The sequence below is a fragment of the Gymnodinialimonas phycosphaerae genome (genome assembly GCF_019195455.1).
Classification (GTDB): domain Bacteria; phylum Pseudomonadota; class Alphaproteobacteria; order Rhodobacterales; family Rhodobacteraceae; genus Gymnodinialimonas; species Gymnodinialimonas phycosphaerae.
Window position 1 is genome coordinate 93,718 of record NZ_JAIMBW010000001.1, and the last position, 18,764, is coordinate 112,481.

Below are 18,764 nucleotides of genomic sequence, written 5' to 3' on the forward strand. Positions count from 1 at the left end.
CGCATCAGTCGAGTCATCAAAAAGCCATTGGGGAGTTCAGTTCACTGGGTACGATTGAGCACGTGACCACGCTGGGAGTGACCCAGACCAGTGAAATGATGATGTGGTGCGTGTTCAACGCGGGCAAGCCGTGAGGGAAATCACCTCCAATTCATGCGCCTTCTCCCATGACCAAACCGCGGGCACGGCGTCGTTCGATTTCACGCTCGTGTTCTGCGGGGAACTCGTCGACGTTGTCGCGGTGCTCAATGTGTTGAGCATGGAAGTGGCAGACACCTACAGCGGCATCGCGTTCACGAACCTCGTCAGTCAACTCCCTTCCGGCTGGCGCTTCGAGAGTGGGCAGGCCTACCTACTGTCCGACCCTCCGGCCTAGGCCGTGGATCGTTGTAGCATCCCGAACAGGTCCCGCGGGTCGTCGGGATCGGCCAGCATATCCAGCATCGTGAAGAACTCGGTGCCCTTGATCGCACCCTCCACGTAGCGCAGAGCCGAGAAATCCTCGATCGCGAAGCCGACGCTGTCGAACAGGGTGATCTGGGTCGGCGACGTGCGGCCCGTCGCATGGCCCGCGATCACCTGCCACAACTCGGTGATAGGGTGGGTGCGATCAAGCTGCTGGATCTCGCCCTCAACCCAAGTCTGCTCGGGGTACTCCACGAAAATCGATGACCGCATCAGGATGTCACGGTGCAGTTCCGTCTTGCCGGGGCAATCGCCGCCGATGGCATTGATGTGGACGCCGGGGCCGATCATGTTGTCGGTCAGGATGGTCGCGTTCTGTTTGTCGGCAGTGCAGGTGGTGATCATCTGCGCCCCCTCGATGCAGTCCTCGGCGCTGGTGCAGGGGATGACGTCCAGCCCATGCCCCACAAGGTTGCGGGCAGCCTTGGCGGTGGCGGCAGGGTCTGTGTCGTAAAGGCGCACCGTGTCGATACCGCAAATCGCCTTGAAGGCAAGGCACTGGAACTCGGACTGGGCGCCGTTGCCGATCATCGCCATGGTGCTGGCATCTTTGGGCGCGAGGTGACGCGCGGCCATGGCCGAGGTCGCCGCCGTGCGAAGGGCGGTCAGCAGCGTCATTTCAGACAGCAGCTTCGGATAGCCCGTGTTCACATCCGCCAGAAGCCCGAAGGCTGTAACCGTCTGCAAGCCCTCGCGCGTGTTCTTGGGGTGACCGTTGACGTATTTGAAGCCATACATCTCGCCGTCCGAGGTTGGCATCAACTCGATCACGCCCACCTCGGAATGGCTGGCCACGCGGGGGGTCTTGTCAAACATCTCCCAGCGCTTGAAGTCGGCCTCGATCTCATCGGCCAGCGCGCGCAAGACTGTCTCGATCCCGAGGTGATGGACAAGGTTCATCATGTGCTGGACCGAGACGAAAGGGACATAGGCAAGTTCAGAGGGCAGGGGGGGCATGAGGGAATCCTCCAAGCGCAATCCAAAAAGTGGGAACCGGTATCTGGATCAAATTGCGCGTTAAAAATCAGTAACTGGATGTGAAACGGTCGAGCACTCGGCGCCCGAAAAGGCTGGCGGTCAGATCCACCATCAGGCGTGCGGTGCGGCCGCGATCATCAAGAAACGGGTTCAGTTCCACCAGATCCAGCGACGTCAGAAGGCTGCTGTCGTGCAACATCTCCATGATCAGATGCGCCTCGCGGAAGGTGGCCCCGCCGGGAACGGTCGTGCCGACGGCGGGGGCGATGTCGGGCTCGATGAAATCGACATCCAGGCTGACGTGCAGCAAGCCGTTTGTCCGCGCGACCGCGTCGAGGAAGGGCGAGAGCAGGGCCGCCACGCCGCGTTCATCGATTGCGCGCATGTCGTGGGCGCGCGCGCCCGAGGCTTGCAGCAGCGCCCTTTCTCCGCCGTCCACCGACCGCAGGCCCAGAAGGCACAGCTTCTTGGGGTCGAGCGTCGCTGGCAGCGGCTTGCCAAGAAGGTCCGGAAAACCGGGGAGACCGCAGGCAAAGGCCAGCGGCATGCCGTGCATGTTGCCGCTGGGGGAGGTCTGGGGCGTATTGAAATCGGAATGCGCATCCAGCCACAGCACGTATTGCGGACGGCCGAGGTCGGCGGCGGCGGCGACGTGGCCCGTGACTGTTCCCAAGCTTAGCGCATGATCGCCGCCCATGTAGATCGGGATGCTGTCCTTTTGGGCCAAGGTATGAGCGTGGGCGTGAAGCGCGCGGGTCCAGCCCGCGACGTCGGGCAGGTACTTCAGATGGGTGTGCCCGGTCGCAATGTCCGTGACGGGGGACGGGGTGACATCGCCCAGATCGTCCACGTCGTACTCCAGCGCGCAAAGCTCTTCTCGCAGGCCAGCGGTGCGGTAGGCCGCTGGCCCCATGACACAGCCGCGCCGCCCCGCGCCCTCTTCCATCGGCACGCCGAGGAGGGTGATCTGTTTCATCTGGCATTCCTTCAACCGCACGTAGCACTCGTTGCGTAACATGCGCCCGCGTCAGGGTGCTTCGCCACATTGTTTGAAACGGCATGCTTGAATAGACATATTGTGCAGCTATGATATACGTTTTGCCATGCAAGCCTTCGATAAACTCGACCGCGACCTGATCACCATCCTGCGCGAGGACGGTCGCGCGCCCGTGGCGAAACTCGCCACGCTTCTGGGCGTCTCGCGCGCCACGGTGCAGAACCGGCTGGACCGGCTATTGGATACCGGTGCCGTTCTAGGCTTCACCATCCGTGCGCTGGAGGATGTGGGCAGCGACGGCGTCCGGGCGATCATGATGATCGAGGTCGCAGGCCAATCCACCGCCAAGACCATCCGCAGCCTGCGCGGCCTGCCGGAGTTGCGGCAACTGCATTCGACGAACGGCAAATGGGATCTGGTTGCCCATATGACGGCGGCATCCCTGGCCGACTTCGACCGGGTCCTGCGCGAGGTGCGTGAGGTCGAGGGGATCGTGAACAGCGAAACCTCGATCCTGCTCAGTTCCATCTAGGCGCTGCGCCGCCGACGGACTTGATCCGCACGTCTTCCCGGTTCCATACTTGTCCCGAAGGCTCGCCAGAATGGCGGTGCCGACACTCGATGCACCCCACGGCCTCATTGATATCAAACACATATCTGTAGGGCCGATGCGGTCTCGGGCCTGTCAGACAGGGGGATATTCAACCATGCCGATTCTATTTGACCGCCGCGCTTTCCTGGCCTCGACCGCTGGGCTTGTGGCCCTCCACCCGTTTTCCCTGCGCGCCCAGGCGGGACAGGCACACCTGCGGATCATGGAGACGACGGATATCCACGTCCACGTCTACCCCTACGACTACTATGGCGACCGCCCCGTCGATACCGTGGGCCTTGCGCGCACGGCGTCCTTGATTGACGGCGTACGGGCGGAATCCACCAACTCCATCCTTCTGGACAACGGTGATTTCCTGCAAGGCAACCCGATGGGCGACTACATGGCCTACGAGCGGGGCATGTCCGAGGGCGATGTCCACCCGATGATCGCCGCAATGAATACGCTGGGGTATGAGGCCTCGACCCTTGGCAACCACGAATTCAACTACGGACTGTCGTTCCTGATGAATTCTGTCGCCGGCGCGGCCTTCCCTGTCGTATGCGCGAACGTTGCCACGGGCATGGGGGCCAGCGCCACGGATGACACGACCCTGGTGCCGCCCTATGTGATGATCGATCGGACGCTGACCGATGGCGCGGGCGAAACGCATCCGATCCGCATCGGCGTGATCGGTTTCGTGCCGCCCCAGATCATGACCTGGGACCGCCGCCATCTGGAAGGCAACGTCGAGGTTCGCGATATCGTGGCGAGCGCGCAGGCTTACGTTCCGCAAATGCGCGAAGACGGCGCCGAGATCATCATCGCGCTGAGCCATTCCGGCATCGGGGCGGCAGATCATTCCGACATGATGGAGAACGCGTCCATCCCGCTGGCGGGCGTTGATGGGATCGACGTGATCCTGACCGGCCACCATCACCGTGTGTTCCCTGGCCCGGACTATGCCGACACCCCCGGTGTCGATACCGAGGCGGGGACAATCATGGGCAAACCGGGCGTCATGGCCGGGTTCTGGGGCAGTCACATGGGGCTGGTCGACCTGATGCTGGAGCGTGATGGCAATACCTGGCGCATCGCGTCGCACACGTCCGAGGCACGACCGATCTCGCGTCGCGAGGAAGACCGTTCCGTGACGCCACTGGTGGAAAGCGATGCCGAAGTTCTGGCCTCCGTCGAGGCCGAACATGAGGCCACGCTGGCCTATATCCGCGCCGAAGTGGGCCAGACCGATGCACCGCTGCACAGCTATTTCGCGCTGGTCGCCGATGATCCCTCGGTCCAGATCGTGTCAAACGCGCAGACCTGGTACATCGCCCAGATGATGGCGGGGACGGAACACGAAGGCCTGCCGATCCTGTCTGCGGCCGCCCCCTTCAAGGCAGGCGGGCGCGGGGGGCCGGAGTATTACACCGACGTCGCCGCCGGGCCGATTGCGATCAAGAACGTGGCCGATCTGTACCTTTATCCCAACACCGTGCGCGCCGTGCGCATCACCGGGGCGGAGGTGCGCGAATGGCTGGAACGCAGCGCGGGGATGTTCAACCAGATCACACCGGGCGAGGTCGATCAGGTGCTGCTGAACCCTGATTTCCCCTCCTACAACTTCGATGTGATCGACGGGGTCGCCTACCAGATCGATCTGTCGCAACCCTCTCGCTACAACAACGACGGTGAGGTGGTGAACCCGGATGCGCATCGGATCATCAACCTGACCTACGAGGGAGAACCCATTGACGAGGCACAGGAATTCATCGTCGCCACAAACAACTACCGCGCGGGCGGCGGCGGCAGTTTCCCCGGCGCTTCGCCCGAGACGACCATCTTCGAAGGGCCCGATACCAACCGCGACGTGATCGTGCGCTACATCGTCGAACAGGGCACCGTCAGCCCCTCTGCCGACGCTAACTGGACCTTCGCGCCGATGGAGGGCACCAGCGTTCTCTTCGACACGGGGCCTGCGGCGGCGCAGTTCATGGACGGGGCCGAGGGCGTTTCGATCGAGGCGGCAGGTGACGGGCCAGACGGTTTCGCCCGCTACCGCATCGCGCTGTAAAGCGCCTCTGGCAAGGCCCCACCCGGGGGCCTTGCACCCCCATTTGACAGCAAAACCGATTGCCCCTACCCATTGAGATCTGGGGTGGGCAAGACCCCCGTGAGGCGCCAGCCCAATCTTGCATCCTTCCACACCTGTTCAAGGAGGATGCTTAATGGCGTCATATAACGAGATTTCCACCCCCACGTTGGCCCGGCTGATCGGCACGCCCGATTGCCCCGTGCTGCTTGACGTTCGCCTTGACGACGATGTCGACGATGACCCCCGCTTGATCCCCGGCGCCGTGCGGCATCCGTTCGCCGATGTGGTGGATCTAGTCCCTGCGCTGGCCGGTCGCTCTGTCGTGGTTTATTGCCAAAAGGGCCTCAAGATCAGCCAAGGGGCGGCGGCCTTGCTGCGCGCCGCTGGTATCCGCGCCGAGGTGCTGGAGGGCGGGCACGTCGCGTGGCGCGACGCCGGCCTGCCGATGGTGCCGTTGGAAAAGTTGCCGCCCCGCGATCCGCAGGGACGGACGCGTTGGGTCACCCGCCACCGACCCAAGATCGACCGCATCGCCTGCCCTTGGCTGATCCGGCGCTTCATCGATCCGGATGCGCAATTCCTTTTCGTAGCCCCCTCTCAAGTCACAAACGTGGCCGAGCGCTTCAGCGCAACGCCTTTTGACATTACTGATACCTTCTGGAGCCATCGCGGCGGCGCCTGCACGTTCGACACGATGATTGCCGAGCTTGGCCTTTCCAGCCCGGCTCTTGAACGACTTGCCACAATCGTGCGCGGCGCCGATACCAACGCCCACGATCTGGCACCGGAGGCCGCCGGCCTTCTGGCCGCTTCCCTGGGCCTGTCACGAATGTTTCGCGATGATCTGGAACAACTGGAGGCAGGCATGACGCTCTACGACGCCTTCTTCCGCTGGGCGCGAGATGCCGTGGACGGGGGCCACGATTGGCCCGGCACACCGGGAAGCAGAATAGGCAAGGGAGCGTAGGAGATGAATGCCAACACCCGCCCCTCCCTTGCGGACGCTACCCGCGTCTGGGCCAGGATCGGCCTTTTGTCGTTTGGCGGGCCTGCGGCACAAATCGCTCTGATGCATAAAGAGGTGGTCGAGGCGCGCGGCTGGCTGTCAGAGCGCCAGTTCCTCAACGCGCTGAGTTTTTGCATGTTGTTGCCGGGGCCTGAGGCGATGCAGCTTGCCACCTATGCCGGGTGGCGTCTGCATGGGACGCTTGGCGGGTTGATTGCGGGCTTGTTGTTCGTGCTGCCCGGCGCCGTCGTTATCATGGCACTGGCCGCGGTCTATGCTCTCTTTGGTGACGTCCCCTTGGTTGCGGCGCTGTTTTACGGCGTGAAGGCGGCGGTCCTCGTGATCGTGGTCGAGGCGCTCTTGCGTGTGGGCCGCAAAGCCTTGTCGCGTCGCGCCCATTGGGTCATCGCGGCGCTGGCCTTCATCGGGATCTTCTTTTTTACGGTGCCTTACCCGGTGATCGTTCTGCTTGCGGCCCTTGTCGGCGCGGCCATCGGCGCGTCTACCGAGGCCCCGCAGATCACCGACATGACCCATGTCTCTGCGCGCAAGACGCTTGCCACCATCGCCCTTTGGTTGGCGATCTGGGTTCTGCCCCTCGCGGCGCTCATGGCCCTTGGCGCGCCGCAACTGCTTGTCGAGGTTGGTCAATTCTTCTCGACCCTGGCGGTCGTCACCTTTGGTGGCGCCTATGCTGTCTTGGCTTACATGGCTCAGGACGTGGTGGTTCAGTTCGGCTGGCTCAGCGCGGGCGAGATGGTCGATGCCCTGGGCCTTGCCGAGACCACCCCCGGCCCCCTCATTCTTGTAACCCAATTCGTGGGTTTTCTGGCGGGGTTCAAGGAGGGGGGCCTGGTCTTGGGCTTCTCTGCCGCCCTCGTCGCCCTGTGGGTCACCTTCGCGCCCTGCTTCCTTTGGATCTTCGCTGGCGCGCCGTATATCGAGTGGATTTCCAACCAGCCGCGCCTGAAAGGCGCGCTCGACGCGATCACAGCGGCGGTCGTGGGCGTGATCCTCAACCTGTCGATCTGGTTCGCGCTTCACGTTCTGTTCGCCGAGGTCCAGCCCATACACGTGGGTCCGCTGATCCTGTGGCAACCCACCCTGGCCACCATCGAATGGCTCGCCTTGGGGCTTTTTGCCCTCAGCGGCGTGTTGGCGTTCCGCCTTCGCTGGGGCATCCTGCGGATCCTGCTGGTCGCCTCGGTCTTGGGGGCGGCGCTGCGGTTGCTGCTTTGAGGCGCGGCCCAAATTCGCGACACGGCGCCTATGTCACGGCGCGTCCGGCTTGCCATACGGCCAGAGCCCGGTCTGACAGGTGCAGAAAATCCGCCCGCCCGCCGCGGGTCAGATGGCCAAGAAGCGGCGGCCTGCCTGGGCACAGGGAACCGGGGATCGACGTTGCCATGGCAAGCGCCTCGTCTTCGTCTGCCACGCCCCACGCCTGGAGGTTGCGCACGGCCGTTGCCAAGTCCAGATCGGCCCCCGCAAGTGTGCCGTTGTCGAGGGTCAGGCGCCCATCGTGGCGGATTATTTTACGGCCATTGAGCAGAAATTCGGTCCGGTCCGACCCTGCGACCGCCATGGCATCGCTAACCAGAAAGATCCGCCCGGGGCCTGCTTTCGCGGCCATCGCGGCGCGCAGGGTTTCGGGGTGGACGTGCACGCCATCGGCGATCAGCCCCGCATGCAACGCCCCGTTGGTCAGCGCTGCGCCCACCAGGCCTGGCTCGCGGTTGGTCAGCTGGCTCATGGCGTTGAACAGATGTGTCACGCAACGGGCTCCGGCACCCGCCGCAGCCGCGCACATCGCGAAGGAGGCATCGCTGTGGCCCAATGAAACGAGGACTCCGGCTTGTGAAAGCCGGTCGATCTGGGCGGGCGTGACGGTTTCGGGGGCCACGGTGATCTTCAACATCGGCAACCGCTCGGCCGCATTTAGCAGAACGTCCAGATCCGCTGCGTCCATGGGCCGGATCAATTCCGGATCATGGGCCCCCTTGCGCGCGATGGACAGGTGCGGCCCTTCCAGGTGCAGGCCGATAATGCCCGCCACGCCTTGCTTGATCGCCGCGTCAACGGCGTCGATCGCGCGCTCCGTATGGGCGGGGGTGTCGGTGATCAGTGTCGGCAGGATCGAGGTTGCCCCAAGGCGCGCGTGGGCGGCGGCCATGACGCGCAGGGTGTCGACGCTTTGGTCATCGTTTAGCATGATGCCGCCGCCGCCATTGACTTGCAGATCCACGAAGCCGGGGCAAAGTACGCCGCCCTGCAGGCGAAGAACCTCTGCCCCCGCAGGGACATCGCCCTCTGGCACGATCCCTCGGATAAACGCCCCATCGACGATCAGCGCATGGTCTGTCCACCGCACCTCTCCATCAAAAATGTCAGCGCCGATAAAGGCTTGCAGGGAATCTGTCATAGGGTTTGGGTCACTTTGTTGAGATGCCTCGGGGCGTCCGGGTTCACGCCACGCTCGGCCGCGACCTTTTCGATCATCGTGTAGAAGGACACGATCAGCGCCAGCGGGTCGGTCAGCCGGTGGCCGGTTCGCACGTGGGGCAGGCTATGGGCAACGTCGGCGGTGGACGAGGTGACAAACACTTGCGCGCCTTTGGCGGCCAACTGGTCCGCAACCTCCGTGACGGAGGCCTCCGCCGCGTCGGCGCTGGCGAAACACAACACCGGAAAGCCGCCGCCGACGATGGAGACGGGGCCATGCAGCACTTCTGCGGAGGAATAGCTTTCGGCGTGGATCTGGCAGGTTTCCTTGAACTTCAGCGCGGCTTCGTTGGAGATCGCCCAAGCTGGTCCGCGCCCCAGGGTGAACAGTGAAGAGGCAGGGCCAATGGCCGCACGCAATTCGGGCCAGTCGTGGTTGGTCGCGTCCGACAAACGCTGGGGCAGGGTGCGCAGGGCGGTGCGGAGGGCGTCGCACCCCTTCCATTCCGCCAGTAGAACAAGGCCTGCAACGGCAGAGGTCACGAAGGTCTTGGTCGCTGCGACGCTCCGCTCGGGGCCTGCGTGGATGTCAATGGTTTGGGTGCTGGCCGTGGATAAGCGCGCGCGGGCGTCATTGGTGATGGCGACGGTAAAGCTGCCGCTTTTGGTTGCCGCAGCAGTCATCGCAACGATGTCGGGGCTTTGGCCGGACTGTGAGACCGACAGGGTGATCGACTGCGCAAGCTTCAGCTCTGCGCCGTAGATCGAGGCGATGGACGGCCCGATGGAGGCGACGGGCAGGCCCAGTTCCAACTCCAACGCGTATTTGAGGAACGTGCAGACGTGGTCCGAGGACCCGCGTGCGACCGTCACGGCAAAGCGGGGATCGGCCTCGGCGGCTGCCTTGGCAATTTGCGCGATGTGGGGCGTGCCGCGTGACAGCAACCGCTCCACCGCGTCGGGGATCTCCAACACCTCTTGGCGCATTTGGGTGAGCGTCTCGGTCATTGGTTGGCTGCCTTTCTTGTTTACAGGCGCAGGTCGGCCACGAAATCGTAGGCGTCCCCGCGAAAAATGGAGGTGGTGAATTCGATGACCCGGTCCGAAGGGAGATAGGACAACCGCTCGATTTGCAGGCCCGCCGCCCCGACGGGCACCCGCAGTAACGCCGCATCGGATTCGGCCAGATTGATCGCCGAGATCTTCTGGGTCGCCCGGACGGGTCGTCTGTTGGAACGTTCCATCACATCATAGAGCGAGGCCGTCACCGCCGCCGGGTTCGGCAAGATGTCATGGGGCAGGGCGGCGCGTTCGATGGCCAGAGGGCGTCCGTCTGCGATGCGCAGGCGCGAAAGCCGCGAGACCAGATCATCCGCGCCGAGCCCTAGGGCCGCGCGCTCGTCCCGCGACGGGCGGCTGACGCTTTGGTCGAGCACCTGTACGCTCGTTGTCATTCCGCGGCGCGCCATCTCTTCCGAAAAGGAGGTCAGATGCGACAGCGATTGCTGCAACCGCTCGGCTTTTTCTGTGACGAACGAACCAGAACCTTGGCGCTGGATCACATCGCCCGATTCCACCAACGCCTGTATGGCCTTTCGGACCGTCACGCGAGACAGGTTCGTGAGCGCGCAGATCGCACGTTCCGACGGCAGGGCGTTTCCGGGAGCGAGGATGCCCGCGTCAATCGCATCGCTCAATCGGGCGCGCAGTTGCATATAGCGTGGGCCGGTGCCGGACAGGATAGGCGGGGCGTCGCGCAGGTATTCGGTGATCGTCATCGCGCCGGGTCCATCTGCGCGGCCAGCGCGAGAGCACCGTCGAGAGCCGTGCCTGCGGGGGCCGCCAATTGTGCCGCGAGGTCGGGCGAAAGGTACGGGGCGTAGTGGGTGGCAAGACCGCCAAGGGGGCAAATCCGCTCTGGGTGTTGCCAGCCGAGGTGGCGCAACCGGTGGTCGATGTGCCGGGCGCCTTCCTGCATAAGGGTTAGCGCCACCGGGTCGCCCTCTTGGGCGGCAGCGGTGATGTCGGGGGCTAATGCGGCGAAATCGCTGGGTTTGGCGCGGCTGGCAAAGGCGACGATGTCAGCAGGCGAGCCCACGCGCGCCGAGAGGGCCCGAGTCAGTGGTGTCGCCGCGCGCAGGCCGTCGTGAACATCCAACACGCAGCGCAAGGCTTGCCGCCCAAGGACCGCGCCCGAGGCGTCGTCGCCAAGGACGAAGCCCCAACCACCGATCAAGCGGTCGACCCCGCCCGTACGGCGACCCATGAACGACCCGGTGCCGATGCCGATCACGCAGCCATCGGCATCGCCGAGGGCGCCGACCATCGCGGTGCGTCGGTCATCGCCGACCACCGCGCGGTGCAACGGAAGCGCGCGCGCAATCTCTGCGCCCATCTGGGCATCCATGACGCCGGCAAGGCCAAGATACGCGGGCACTTGCGCCAGCGTGGCAAGCGGCACGTCTGCCGCTTTGGCCAGCGCCGCCAACCCCTGTTTCAGCGTCGCGAGGGTGCCTTCCGGGTCGGTTGAGGCATTGGCCGCGGCCAGTGTCACATCGAAGCGGTGGCCACTGTGCGTTAGCGCAAAACGGCAATGCGTGCCGCCGCCGTCGATGCCGATGACAGAGGGGAGGGGTTGGTCGCTCATGTAAGTCCAATACAATACCAATTGGAGACTTGCCAGAGGGGACGCAGAATTACCCTTCTGATAAGTCCCGATCTCTGCCGAATGGGCGGCGGCTGATCCTTGTAGGTCTTATTTATGCTGCGTCGCTCAGGCGCGGCCGACCAACCACCATGTTTCGAGAATGCCGATTCCCTTTACTTCGATCTCTCCGCGCGGCTCAAAAGTGAAATCGTCGCCCAACATCGCGCGCGCAGCCGGGGTTAGCAGAATTCGACCCGGGGCGCTGTAACTCTCCATCCGGCTGGCGGTGTTCACCGTCTCTCCCCAGACGTCGTAAAACAGCTTCCGATTGCCAATCACACCGGCCACGACGGGTCCCACATGCAGGCCCACGCGGATCTCGAACCCCTCGGGCAGCGGTATGTCAGCGGCCTGGGCGACCTCCAACATATCAAGGGCCATGGCGGCGGCCCGATGCGCCGGATCAACGACAGAGTTCGGCATCCCCGCCGCGACCATATAGGCATCCCCGATGGTCTTGATCTTTTCCATCTGGTGGCTGTCGGCCAAGGCATCGAACTTCGTGAAGACGGTGTTCAACAACCCAACCACCTGCTGTGGATCGAGTTGGGCCGCCAGCGGCGTGAACTCGGCGATGTCCGCGAAGACGATGGCAACATCGGGCAGGCTGTCGGCAATCGTTGCATGTGGCTCGGCCTTCAGGCGCCCGGCGATTTCCCGGGGGAGCAGGCTGTAGAGCAGATCTTCGGACCGGGCATATTCCACCTCCAGCGCGCGCTCGGCCCGGTCGGCGTGCAGGAACCCGACATAGACGCCAAAGGTCACAAAGCCCGTGACCACAATAAAGGCGCTGACTTGCAGAAACCGCAGAAGCCATTCATCGACCGAAATGAACGCGGCAGGCCCCGTCAACATGGTTTCCGACAGGGTAAGCGCCACAGCGCAGATCGCTGCAAGACCGATCAGCAATCCGATGCGCCTGGTGCCGAAACAGACGATGGCGATCGCCGGAATGCCGAGGAAATAAAGGTGCAAACCCGATCCCGGCCCCAAGAGCCAGACCAGCAGGGCCTGCACACCCACAGCCAGCGCCGCCCCGAAGAGCCATGCGGTCAACTCATCACGTGCCGCGATCATCGGCCAGATCACGAACAGGCAAAACAGCGACACGGCCAGCGCGACGGGCCATAGGCCTGCGGGGTCAACGGTAAGATAGAGCGAGGCATAGGAGAGACCCGACATCGGAATAAACGCCGAAAGGGTTTTGAGTGTACGCCGTTGCCGCCGCTCGGGCCCGCTAAGGCCTTCAGTCCCGTAATCAATGTACCACGTCAGCCAGCTTGGTATTTTCGACCAGCCCGCGTTGACGTGCGTCTGCATCTTGGCCCCTCCCATCGGCGACGGCCTGTCGCTTGTTGGCAGGATATGCACCTTGGGCGACGCGCCAAGCCTTTTCTTTTCAGGCGCGCGACCAGACGGACAGCGGCGGTCGCCTTCGCCGGGATATTCCCTTGTCCCCGGCGGGCAAGCAAAAGCCCGCTGATCCAACGTGGAGTTCCTCTTGCAGTCGTTTTGCGGATGCGCTTTCGAATGGATGCCAAATAAGGAAGGCAGTTGGATCGTAATCCCTTTCCATTTCGGCCTTGAATTCATCTGTTTTCAGAAATGGATGTGGTGCAGGAACGGGGCTGTTGTTTTCAGTGATATCAGTCTCTTGGCTTGAGAACCGGGGTAATGCAGGCGGTCGCGCGGGCTGGATATGGGTGGGCGATAATGCTCTGGCATTGTTTCCTGAGGCGGCATAAACACGGTCGGAACCCGAAAAAGCAGAAGTAAATGATGACCCGAGCAGCCGAAGCGACGTCCAATCAAGCCTCTGACGAAATCGACCTGATGGCCCTTCTGGGAGTGTTATGGCGCGGGAAGCTTTGGATCATGCTCGTCGCTGCGATTTTCGGTGCGTTGGCGATTTTCTATGGCACGCGTGTTGCGGTTCCCATGTATCCGGCGCGCGTCACGCTGGCGATGGATGCGCAGCAGCAGCAAGTCATCGGCGATATCGAAAGCATTTTCGGCGGTGGCGATGTCAGCCCCTTCACGATGAATACCGAATTCGAAATCCTGCGCTCGCGCACCCTGATCGGGCGCTTGGTCGATGAGATGAACCTGACCGAAGACCCCGAGTTCAATCCCTTCCTGGCCGAGCCCGGCCTCCTGACCCGGCTGCGGATGTCCTGGACCGATTGGGAGCCGACGCCCCCGGACCCGGATCGCCTGCGCAACCGGGTCATTGATCGGGTGATTGGCCGTTTGTCGATCAGCAACATCCGCCTTTCCATGGCGTTCAACGTCGAGATCACGACAACGGATCCCACGAAATCCATGGACATGGTCAACACCTTGGCCGAGATCTACATCGACAACCAGATCCGCAGAAAGCTGGATCAGGCGCAGCGTGCCATCCAGTTCCTTTCCGAGCGCACGACCGAGCTGGAGGCCAGTGTGGAAGCGCTGGAGCAGGATCTTGCCCGCCGGATGGAGGAATCCGACGTTATCGATGCGGAACTTTTGCAGGCGCAAAACATTCAGCTGCGCGATCTGCGTTCGCGGGTGGAAGATGCGCAGGTCCGGTTGGCGGAAGACCGGTCGCTTCAGGTGGCGATTGCGGAGGCTGATGATTTCGAAGCGCTGGTAACGCTTCTCGAAGGCACCCGTGACACCCGCTTCATCGGGATCATCCAGCGCTACCGTGCCGGACGCCTCGGAGAAGAGGCGACCCGTGTGGCCTTGGAGGGGATCGCGGATGACCTGGAAAACGACATTCGCCGCACGCAGATCCAACTGGCGTCGCTGCAAGCCTCCGCTGATGAGTTGTCGTCGCAGCTGGCCTTGCAATCGGACGAGTTGATCGCCATCCAGCAGCTGGAGCGCGAGGTCGAGGCATCGCGTCTTCTTTACGAGACCTTCCTGACGCGTCTTCAGGAGGCCAGCATTCAGCAGGGTCTTGAAACTGCCGACAGCAGCGTGCTGTCCGCCGCCGTGCCCCGCGGGCGGTCGAGCCCGCGTATCGTGCGGTTGACGGCGGTTGCCCTGTTCCTTGGCGGCGTGATCGGCGCTGCGATTGCAATGTTCCGCGAGTGGCGTTTTGCCGGTTTCCGCACCACCGATGAAGTACGCAGCATCACCGGAAGCTCTGTCCTTGGTGCGTTGCCCTCCATGGCGGTGCGCGGCCGCAAGGAAGTCTTGAAGTACCTCAAGGACAAGCCGAACTCGGTTTTCGCCGAGTCCGTTCGAAACCTGCGGACATCGATCCTTATGGTGAACCCGGACAAGGAGCCGCAGGTGATCCTTGTGACGTCGTCCATCCCCGGCGAAGGCAAGACGACGATGTCGCTGTCGCTTGCGCGCTATATGGGATCGCTGGAAGGTCGGCGGGTTCTGTTGCTCGAGGCTGATATTCGCCGCCAGACCCTGCGGGCCTATGTCGATGATGAGCGACCCGAGGGCGTGAAGCTGCTCGATGTGTTGTTGGGCAAGGCCCGGCTTGAGAATGCCGACCTTTTCGATGCGGATCTTGGCGTCGAAGTGTTGATGGGGTCGGGGGGCGAATACAATGCGGCGGACCTCTTTGAATCGCGTCGCTTCGGTGATCTGATTACGCGCCTTCGCGATACCTATGACCACATCATCATCGACAGCCCCCCTGTCCTTGCCGTCCCGGACGCCCGCGTTTTGACGCGCTATGCGGATGCGACCATCTTTGCGATCCGCTGGGGCCACACCTCGCGCACGCAAGTTCGGCAGGGTCTTGATATGCTGGATTCCGTCGGACATCCGGCGGATGGAACCGTCTTGACGCAGGTCGATCAGCGCAAGATGAAGAGCTATGGGTACGGCGGCCAATACGGCTATGACGGGTATTCCTCGGGCTACTACGCCAAGGATTGACAGGCACGGGGTAGGGGCCTCTCATCAGCCGCAGAGGTCTTGCAAGAACCGGCAGAAGGCGGGCGGGCCAAGATCCGCTACGGCGGTATGACCCGCCGAGAGAGGATACCGCATGCAACCCTGGATTCATCTGGCCACGGCAAAGACGCCTCAGGGCGGTGACCTGCGCCTGTTGCGGCGTGGCACCGAGTATTCCATTCGCCTGGAGGGCGGGAACGAGTTGATGAATTCGCGCCTCAGTGGCTCGGAAGAGGCCTTGGCGACGTTGTCGTTCGAGCATTTGACCGACCGCGCCGCTCCTCGGGTGTTGATCGGCGGTCTTGGGATGGGCTTTACCTTGCGCGCCGCTCAAGAGGTAGCACCCCCTACCGCGCAGATCACGGTGGCCGAGATTGTGCCCGAACTGGTGTCGTGGGCCCAGGGGCCCATGGCCCCGGTTTTCGGGGAGTGCCTTGCCGATCCCAGGGTCAGCGTCGAAACGCAGGATGTCGCGGTCCTGATCCGGGCGGCGCGCGGGGCTTATGACGCGATCTTGCTGGACGTGGATAATGGGCCCGATGGGCTGACGCGGGCGGGGAACGATGGGCTTTATGCCGTCGAAGGGCTGAATGCGGCACGCCGGGCTTTGGCGAATGGCGGGATACTGGCGATCTGGTCCGCGCATCCGGACACGGCATTTACCAAACGGTTGTCGCAGTGTGGTTTCGATGCGCAGGTCCACGCGGTGCGGGCCAGTCGGGCCAAGCGGGGCAGCCGCCACACAATCTGGATCGCGCGCGCTGTCTGACGCATTTTAGTCCCGCCGATTTGGCGCGACGACGCGCGCGGGAGTGGTCGGGGCCGCGTTCGGCGCTGGTTTGTGTGCCGCGACGTTGGACATGGCCCTGCATTTCGGCCCTTTTTTCCAAGTGAAAAACGTGTGCTGTGAAATTTTCTTTTCAGTTTTTCAAATTTTTGTAAATTTAGTGACAGAACAAAATTTCACTCAATCGCCCGCGTTGATAATTATCTACAACGCTGCGAACGTCACCGTGGGTAGTAGTTACCCTTGCTCGGATTGGGAGGTCCGGGTCTTTCAACAGTTCAGGGAGGAAGACATGTCGAAAGGTAATTTTACCCGTCGTAGCATGCTCAAGACGGGCGTCGCCACCGGCGCAGCCCTCGCAGTACCAACCATTTTCACCGGCCGTGTTTGGGCCGATGGTCACACCGGATTCACCAACGCGCCGGGTGAAGACACCGTAACGCTTGGCTTCAACGTGCCCCAGACCGGCGCCTACGCCGATGAAGGCGCGGACGAATTGCGCGCGTTCCAGCTGGCGGTTCAGCACTTGAACGGCGAAGGCGATGGCGGGATGCTGAACACCTTCTCGTCGCAAGTACTGGACGGCACCGGTATCCTTGGTCGCCGTGTTGAATATGTGACCGGTGACACGCAGACGTCGTCTGACGCGGCGCGGTCCTCCGCACGCTCGATGATCGAGCGTGATGGCGCGATCATGATCTCCGGCGGGTCGTCCTCGGGCGTGGCCGTGGCCGTGCAATCGCTCTGCCAGGACGCGGGTGTGATCTTCATGGCGGGTCTGACCCACGCGAACGACACCACCGGCAAGGACATGCGCGCCAACGGTTTCCGTCACTTCTTCAACACGGAGATGACAGGTCGCGCGCTGGCGCCGATCCTGGAAGGCCTCTATGGCACCGACCGCAAGGTCTACCACCTGACCGCCGACTACAACTGGGGCTGGTCGCAAGAGCGTTCCATCCGCGCCTATACCGAAGGCATGGGCTGGGAGACGGTCAACAATGTGCTGACGCCGGTTGGGGCTGGTGACTTCTCGTCCTACCTGACGCCGGTGGCGAACTCGGGCGCCGACGTGCTGATCCTGAACCACTACGGTGGGGACATGGTGAACTCGCTGACGCAAGCCGTTCAGTTCGGTCTGCGCGACATGCAGGCCAACGGCAAGAACTTCGAGATCGTAGTGCCGCTGTTCTCGCGTCTCATGGCGCGTGGTGCGGGCCCCGCGATTGCGAACATCCACGGTTCCACCAACTGGCACTGGTCGCTTCCCGATGAGGGCAGCCAAGCCTTCGTCCGGTCGTTCGGTACCGAGTACGGCTTCCCGCCGTCCCAGGCCGCGCACACCTGCTACGTCCAGACGCTGCTTTATGCGGATGCCGTGGCGCGTGGCGGCTCGTTCAACCCCTGCTCCGTTGTCGAGGCCCTCGAAGGCTTCGAATTCGACGGCATGGGCAACGGCCCGACCCTCTACCGCGCCGACGATCACCAGTGCTTCAAAGACGTGCTGGTCGTGCGGGGTAAAGAGAACCCCGAGAACGAGTATGACCTTCTGGAAATCGTGGAAGTCACTCCTCGTGAGGCCGTTACCTACCCGGTCGATCACCCTGACTTCGTCGAAGGCCAGCTCGGCACCTGCAACCCGGGCGCGTAATCCGAAATCCTCTGCCCCGGGCCATGCGTCCGAGGCAGGTCTTCTACGTGCCCTCCGCTTTCGGTGGGGGGCACTTCTTTTGGCAAACGGACGGGGAAAGCCATGGAAGCGATCATCCTGCAAGTTCTGAACGGCCTCGACAAGGGCTCTGCCTATGCGCTGATTGCGTTGGGTTTGACGCTGATTTTCGGCACGCTTGGAGTGGTCAACTTTGCGCACGGCGCGCTATTCATGCTGGGGGCGTTCATCGCCGTCACACTGCGGCGCGTCTTCAACCTGTCGTTCCAGACCATCGATGAGACCCGGACAGACTTCCTGGGCAACGCGATGACGGTCAACACACCCTACGTCGAACACTGGTTCGGCCCCGAGGTGGGCAGCACCATCATCGACTGGTCCGTCCCCCTTGCGGTCCTGGTCGCCATCCCCATCATGGGCCTTGTTGGTGTCATCATGGAACGCGGCCTTATCAAGCACTTCTACAAGCGCCCCCATGCAGACCAGATCCTTGTGACCTTCGGCCTCGCCATCGTTCTTCAAGAGATCATCAAAGCCTTCTACGGCGCCAACCCGATCCCCACGCCCGCCCCCGAAGCCTTCATCGGCTCTTTCGATTTCGGTGTCCTGCTTGGGTTTGATCCGTTCTCGATCATGTATCCCTACTGGCGCCTGGTCTACTTCGGCTTCTCGGCCGTCATCATCGGCGCGGTCTTCGCCTTCTTGCGGTACACGACCTTCGGGATGGTCGTGCGCGCAGGCATGGCGGACCGGGAAACGGTGGGCCTTCTGGGCATCGACATCGACCGGCGCTTCGTCATCATGTTCGCCATCGCGGCCATCGTCGCGGGTCTTGCGGGTGTCATGTACACGCCGATCCTGTCGCCCAACTATCACATTGGCATGGACTTCCTTGTCCTCAGCTTTGTCGTGGTCGTGGTCGGCGGCATGGGCTCGTTGCCCGGCGCCGTCGCCGCAGGCTTCCTGTTGGGCATCCTGCAAAGCTTCGCATCGATGTCGCAAATCATCGAGATCGTCCCCGGCATCAACCAGGTCATCATCTACCTCGTTGCCGTCGTCGTTCTATTGACCCGTCCCCGTGGCCTGATGGGCCGCAAAGGCGTGATGGAGGAGTAATACC

General features: G+C 62.8%; 16 protein-coding genes. 9 read left to right on the plus strand and 7 right to left on the minus strand.

The genetic code is table 11. From position 1 onward, the window contains the following. The first annotated feature begins 130 nt into the window (after window positions 1-130). A complete protein-coding gene (locus tag KUL25_RS00495; protein WP_257891123.1) occupies window positions 131-376 on the plus strand; it encodes a hypothetical protein in 246 nt (81 codons plus the stop codon). Here the strand turns inward: KUL25_RS00495 and KUL25_RS00500 are convergent. Both KUL25_RS00500 and rocF read right to left on the minus strand, forming a co-directional pair. Further along, a complete protein-coding gene (locus KUL25_RS00500; RefSeq protein WP_257891124.1) occupies window positions 373-1,422 on the minus strand; it encodes an ornithine cyclodeaminase in 1,050 nt (349 codons plus the stop codon). The genes KUL25_RS00495 and KUL25_RS00500 overlap by 4 nt on opposite strands. A gap of 67 nt (window positions 1,423-1,489) precedes the next feature. Further along, window positions 1,490-2,461 (minus strand): arginase, encoded by a 972-nt coding sequence (gene rocF, locus KUL25_RS00505; RefSeq protein ID WP_257891125.1) that lies wholly within the window; start codon window positions 2,459-2,461, stop codon window positions 1,490-1,492. Window positions 2,462-2,546: 85 nt separating this feature from the next. Here rocF and KUL25_RS00510 point away from each other — a divergent pair, with 85 nt between their 5' ends. The 4 genes from KUL25_RS00510 (at window position 2,547) to chrA (ending at window position 7,372) form a co-directional block, all read left to right on the plus strand. Beyond that, window positions 2,547-2,972 (plus strand): Lrp/AsnC family transcriptional regulator, encoded by a 426-nt coding sequence (locus KUL25_RS00510; protein ID WP_257891126.1) that lies wholly within the window; start codon window positions 2,547-2,549, stop codon window positions 2,970-2,972. 175 nt (window positions 2,973-3,147) lie between these two features. After that, a complete protein-coding gene (locus tag KUL25_RS00515) occupies window positions 3,148-5,106 on the plus strand; it encodes a bifunctional 2',3'-cyclic-nucleotide 2'-phosphodiesterase/3'-nucleotidase (protein ID WP_257891127.1) in 1,959 nt (652 codons plus the stop codon). A gap of 154 nt (window positions 5,107-5,260) precedes the next feature. Next, window positions 5,261-6,094, plus strand: a complete 834-nt coding sequence (locus tag KUL25_RS00520; protein ID WP_257891128.1) for a chromate resistance protein ChrB domain-containing protein — start codon at window positions 5,261-5,263, stop codon at window positions 6,092-6,094. Window positions 6,095-6,097: 3 nt separating this feature from the next. Next, entirely contained in the window at window positions 6,098-7,372 is a 1,275-nt protein-coding gene (gene chrA, locus KUL25_RS00525) for a chromate efflux transporter (RefSeq protein ID WP_257891129.1), read from the plus strand. A gap of 28 nt (window positions 7,373-7,400) precedes the next feature. Here the strand turns inward: chrA and nagA are convergent, their stop codons facing one another. The 5 genes from nagA to KUL25_RS00550 all read right to left on the minus strand — a co-directional run bounded on the left by nagA (window position 7,401) and on the right by KUL25_RS00550 (window position 12,602). After that, window positions 7,401-8,555 carry an N-acetylglucosamine-6-phosphate deacetylase gene (nagA, locus tag KUL25_RS00530; protein WP_257891130.1) on the minus strand — a complete coding sequence of 385 codons (1,155 nt, stop codon included), beginning with the start codon at window positions 8,553-8,555 and terminating at the stop codon, window positions 7,401-7,403. After that, on the minus strand, window positions 8,552-9,583 hold the full coding sequence (locus KUL25_RS00535; protein ID WP_257891131.1) for an SIS domain-containing protein: 1,032 nt from the start codon (window positions 9,581-9,583) through the stop codon (window positions 8,552-8,554). Before KUL25_RS00535 ends, nagA begins: the two co-directional genes overlap by 4 nt. 20 nt (window positions 9,584-9,603) lie before the next feature. Next, window positions 9,604-10,353 (minus strand): GntR family transcriptional regulator, encoded by a 750-nt coding sequence (locus KUL25_RS00540; RefSeq protein ID WP_257891132.1) that lies wholly within the window; start codon window positions 10,351-10,353, stop codon window positions 9,604-9,606. After that, on the minus strand, window positions 10,350-11,222 hold the full coding sequence (locus KUL25_RS00545) for a glucosamine kinase nucleotide-binding domain-containing protein (protein WP_257891133.1): 873 nt from the start codon (window positions 11,220-11,222) through the stop codon (window positions 10,350-10,352). The genes KUL25_RS00540 and KUL25_RS00545 overlap by 4 nt, the downstream gene beginning before the upstream one ends. Before the next feature lie 126 nt (window positions 11,223-11,348). Beyond that, complete coding sequence (locus KUL25_RS00550; RefSeq protein WP_257891134.1) at window positions 11,349-12,602, minus strand: adenylate/guanylate cyclase domain-containing protein; 1,254 nt, start codon at window positions 12,600-12,602, stop codon at window positions 11,349-11,351. Between the two features lie 459 nt (window positions 12,603-13,061). On the opposite strand from KUL25_RS00550, the gene KUL25_RS00555 reads away from it, so the two are divergent. From KUL25_RS00555 to KUL25_RS00570, 4 genes are all read left to right on the plus strand, one after another. Further along, window positions 13,062-15,170, plus strand: a complete 2,109-nt coding sequence (locus KUL25_RS00555) for a GumC family protein (protein ID WP_257891135.1) — start codon at window positions 13,062-13,064, stop codon at window positions 15,168-15,170. A 112-nt stretch (window positions 15,171-15,282) separates the two neighbouring features. Continuing rightward, window positions 15,283-15,957: a spermidine synthase gene (locus KUL25_RS00560; RefSeq protein ID WP_257891136.1), complete on the plus strand. Its 675-nt coding sequence runs from the start codon at window positions 15,283-15,285 to the stop codon at window positions 15,955-15,957. A 310-nt stretch (window positions 15,958-16,267) separates the two neighbouring features. Further along, window positions 16,268-17,626: a substrate-binding protein gene (locus KUL25_RS00565; protein ID WP_068356492.1), complete on the plus strand. Its 1,359-nt coding sequence runs from the start codon at window positions 16,268-16,270 to the stop codon at window positions 17,624-17,626. Between the two features lie 102 nt (window positions 17,627-17,728). Next, window positions 17,729-18,760 (plus strand): branched-chain amino acid ABC transporter permease, encoded by a 1,032-nt coding sequence (locus KUL25_RS00570; protein ID WP_257891137.1) that lies wholly within the window; start codon window positions 17,729-17,731, stop codon window positions 18,758-18,760. Window positions 18,761-18,764: the final 4 nt, after the last annotated feature.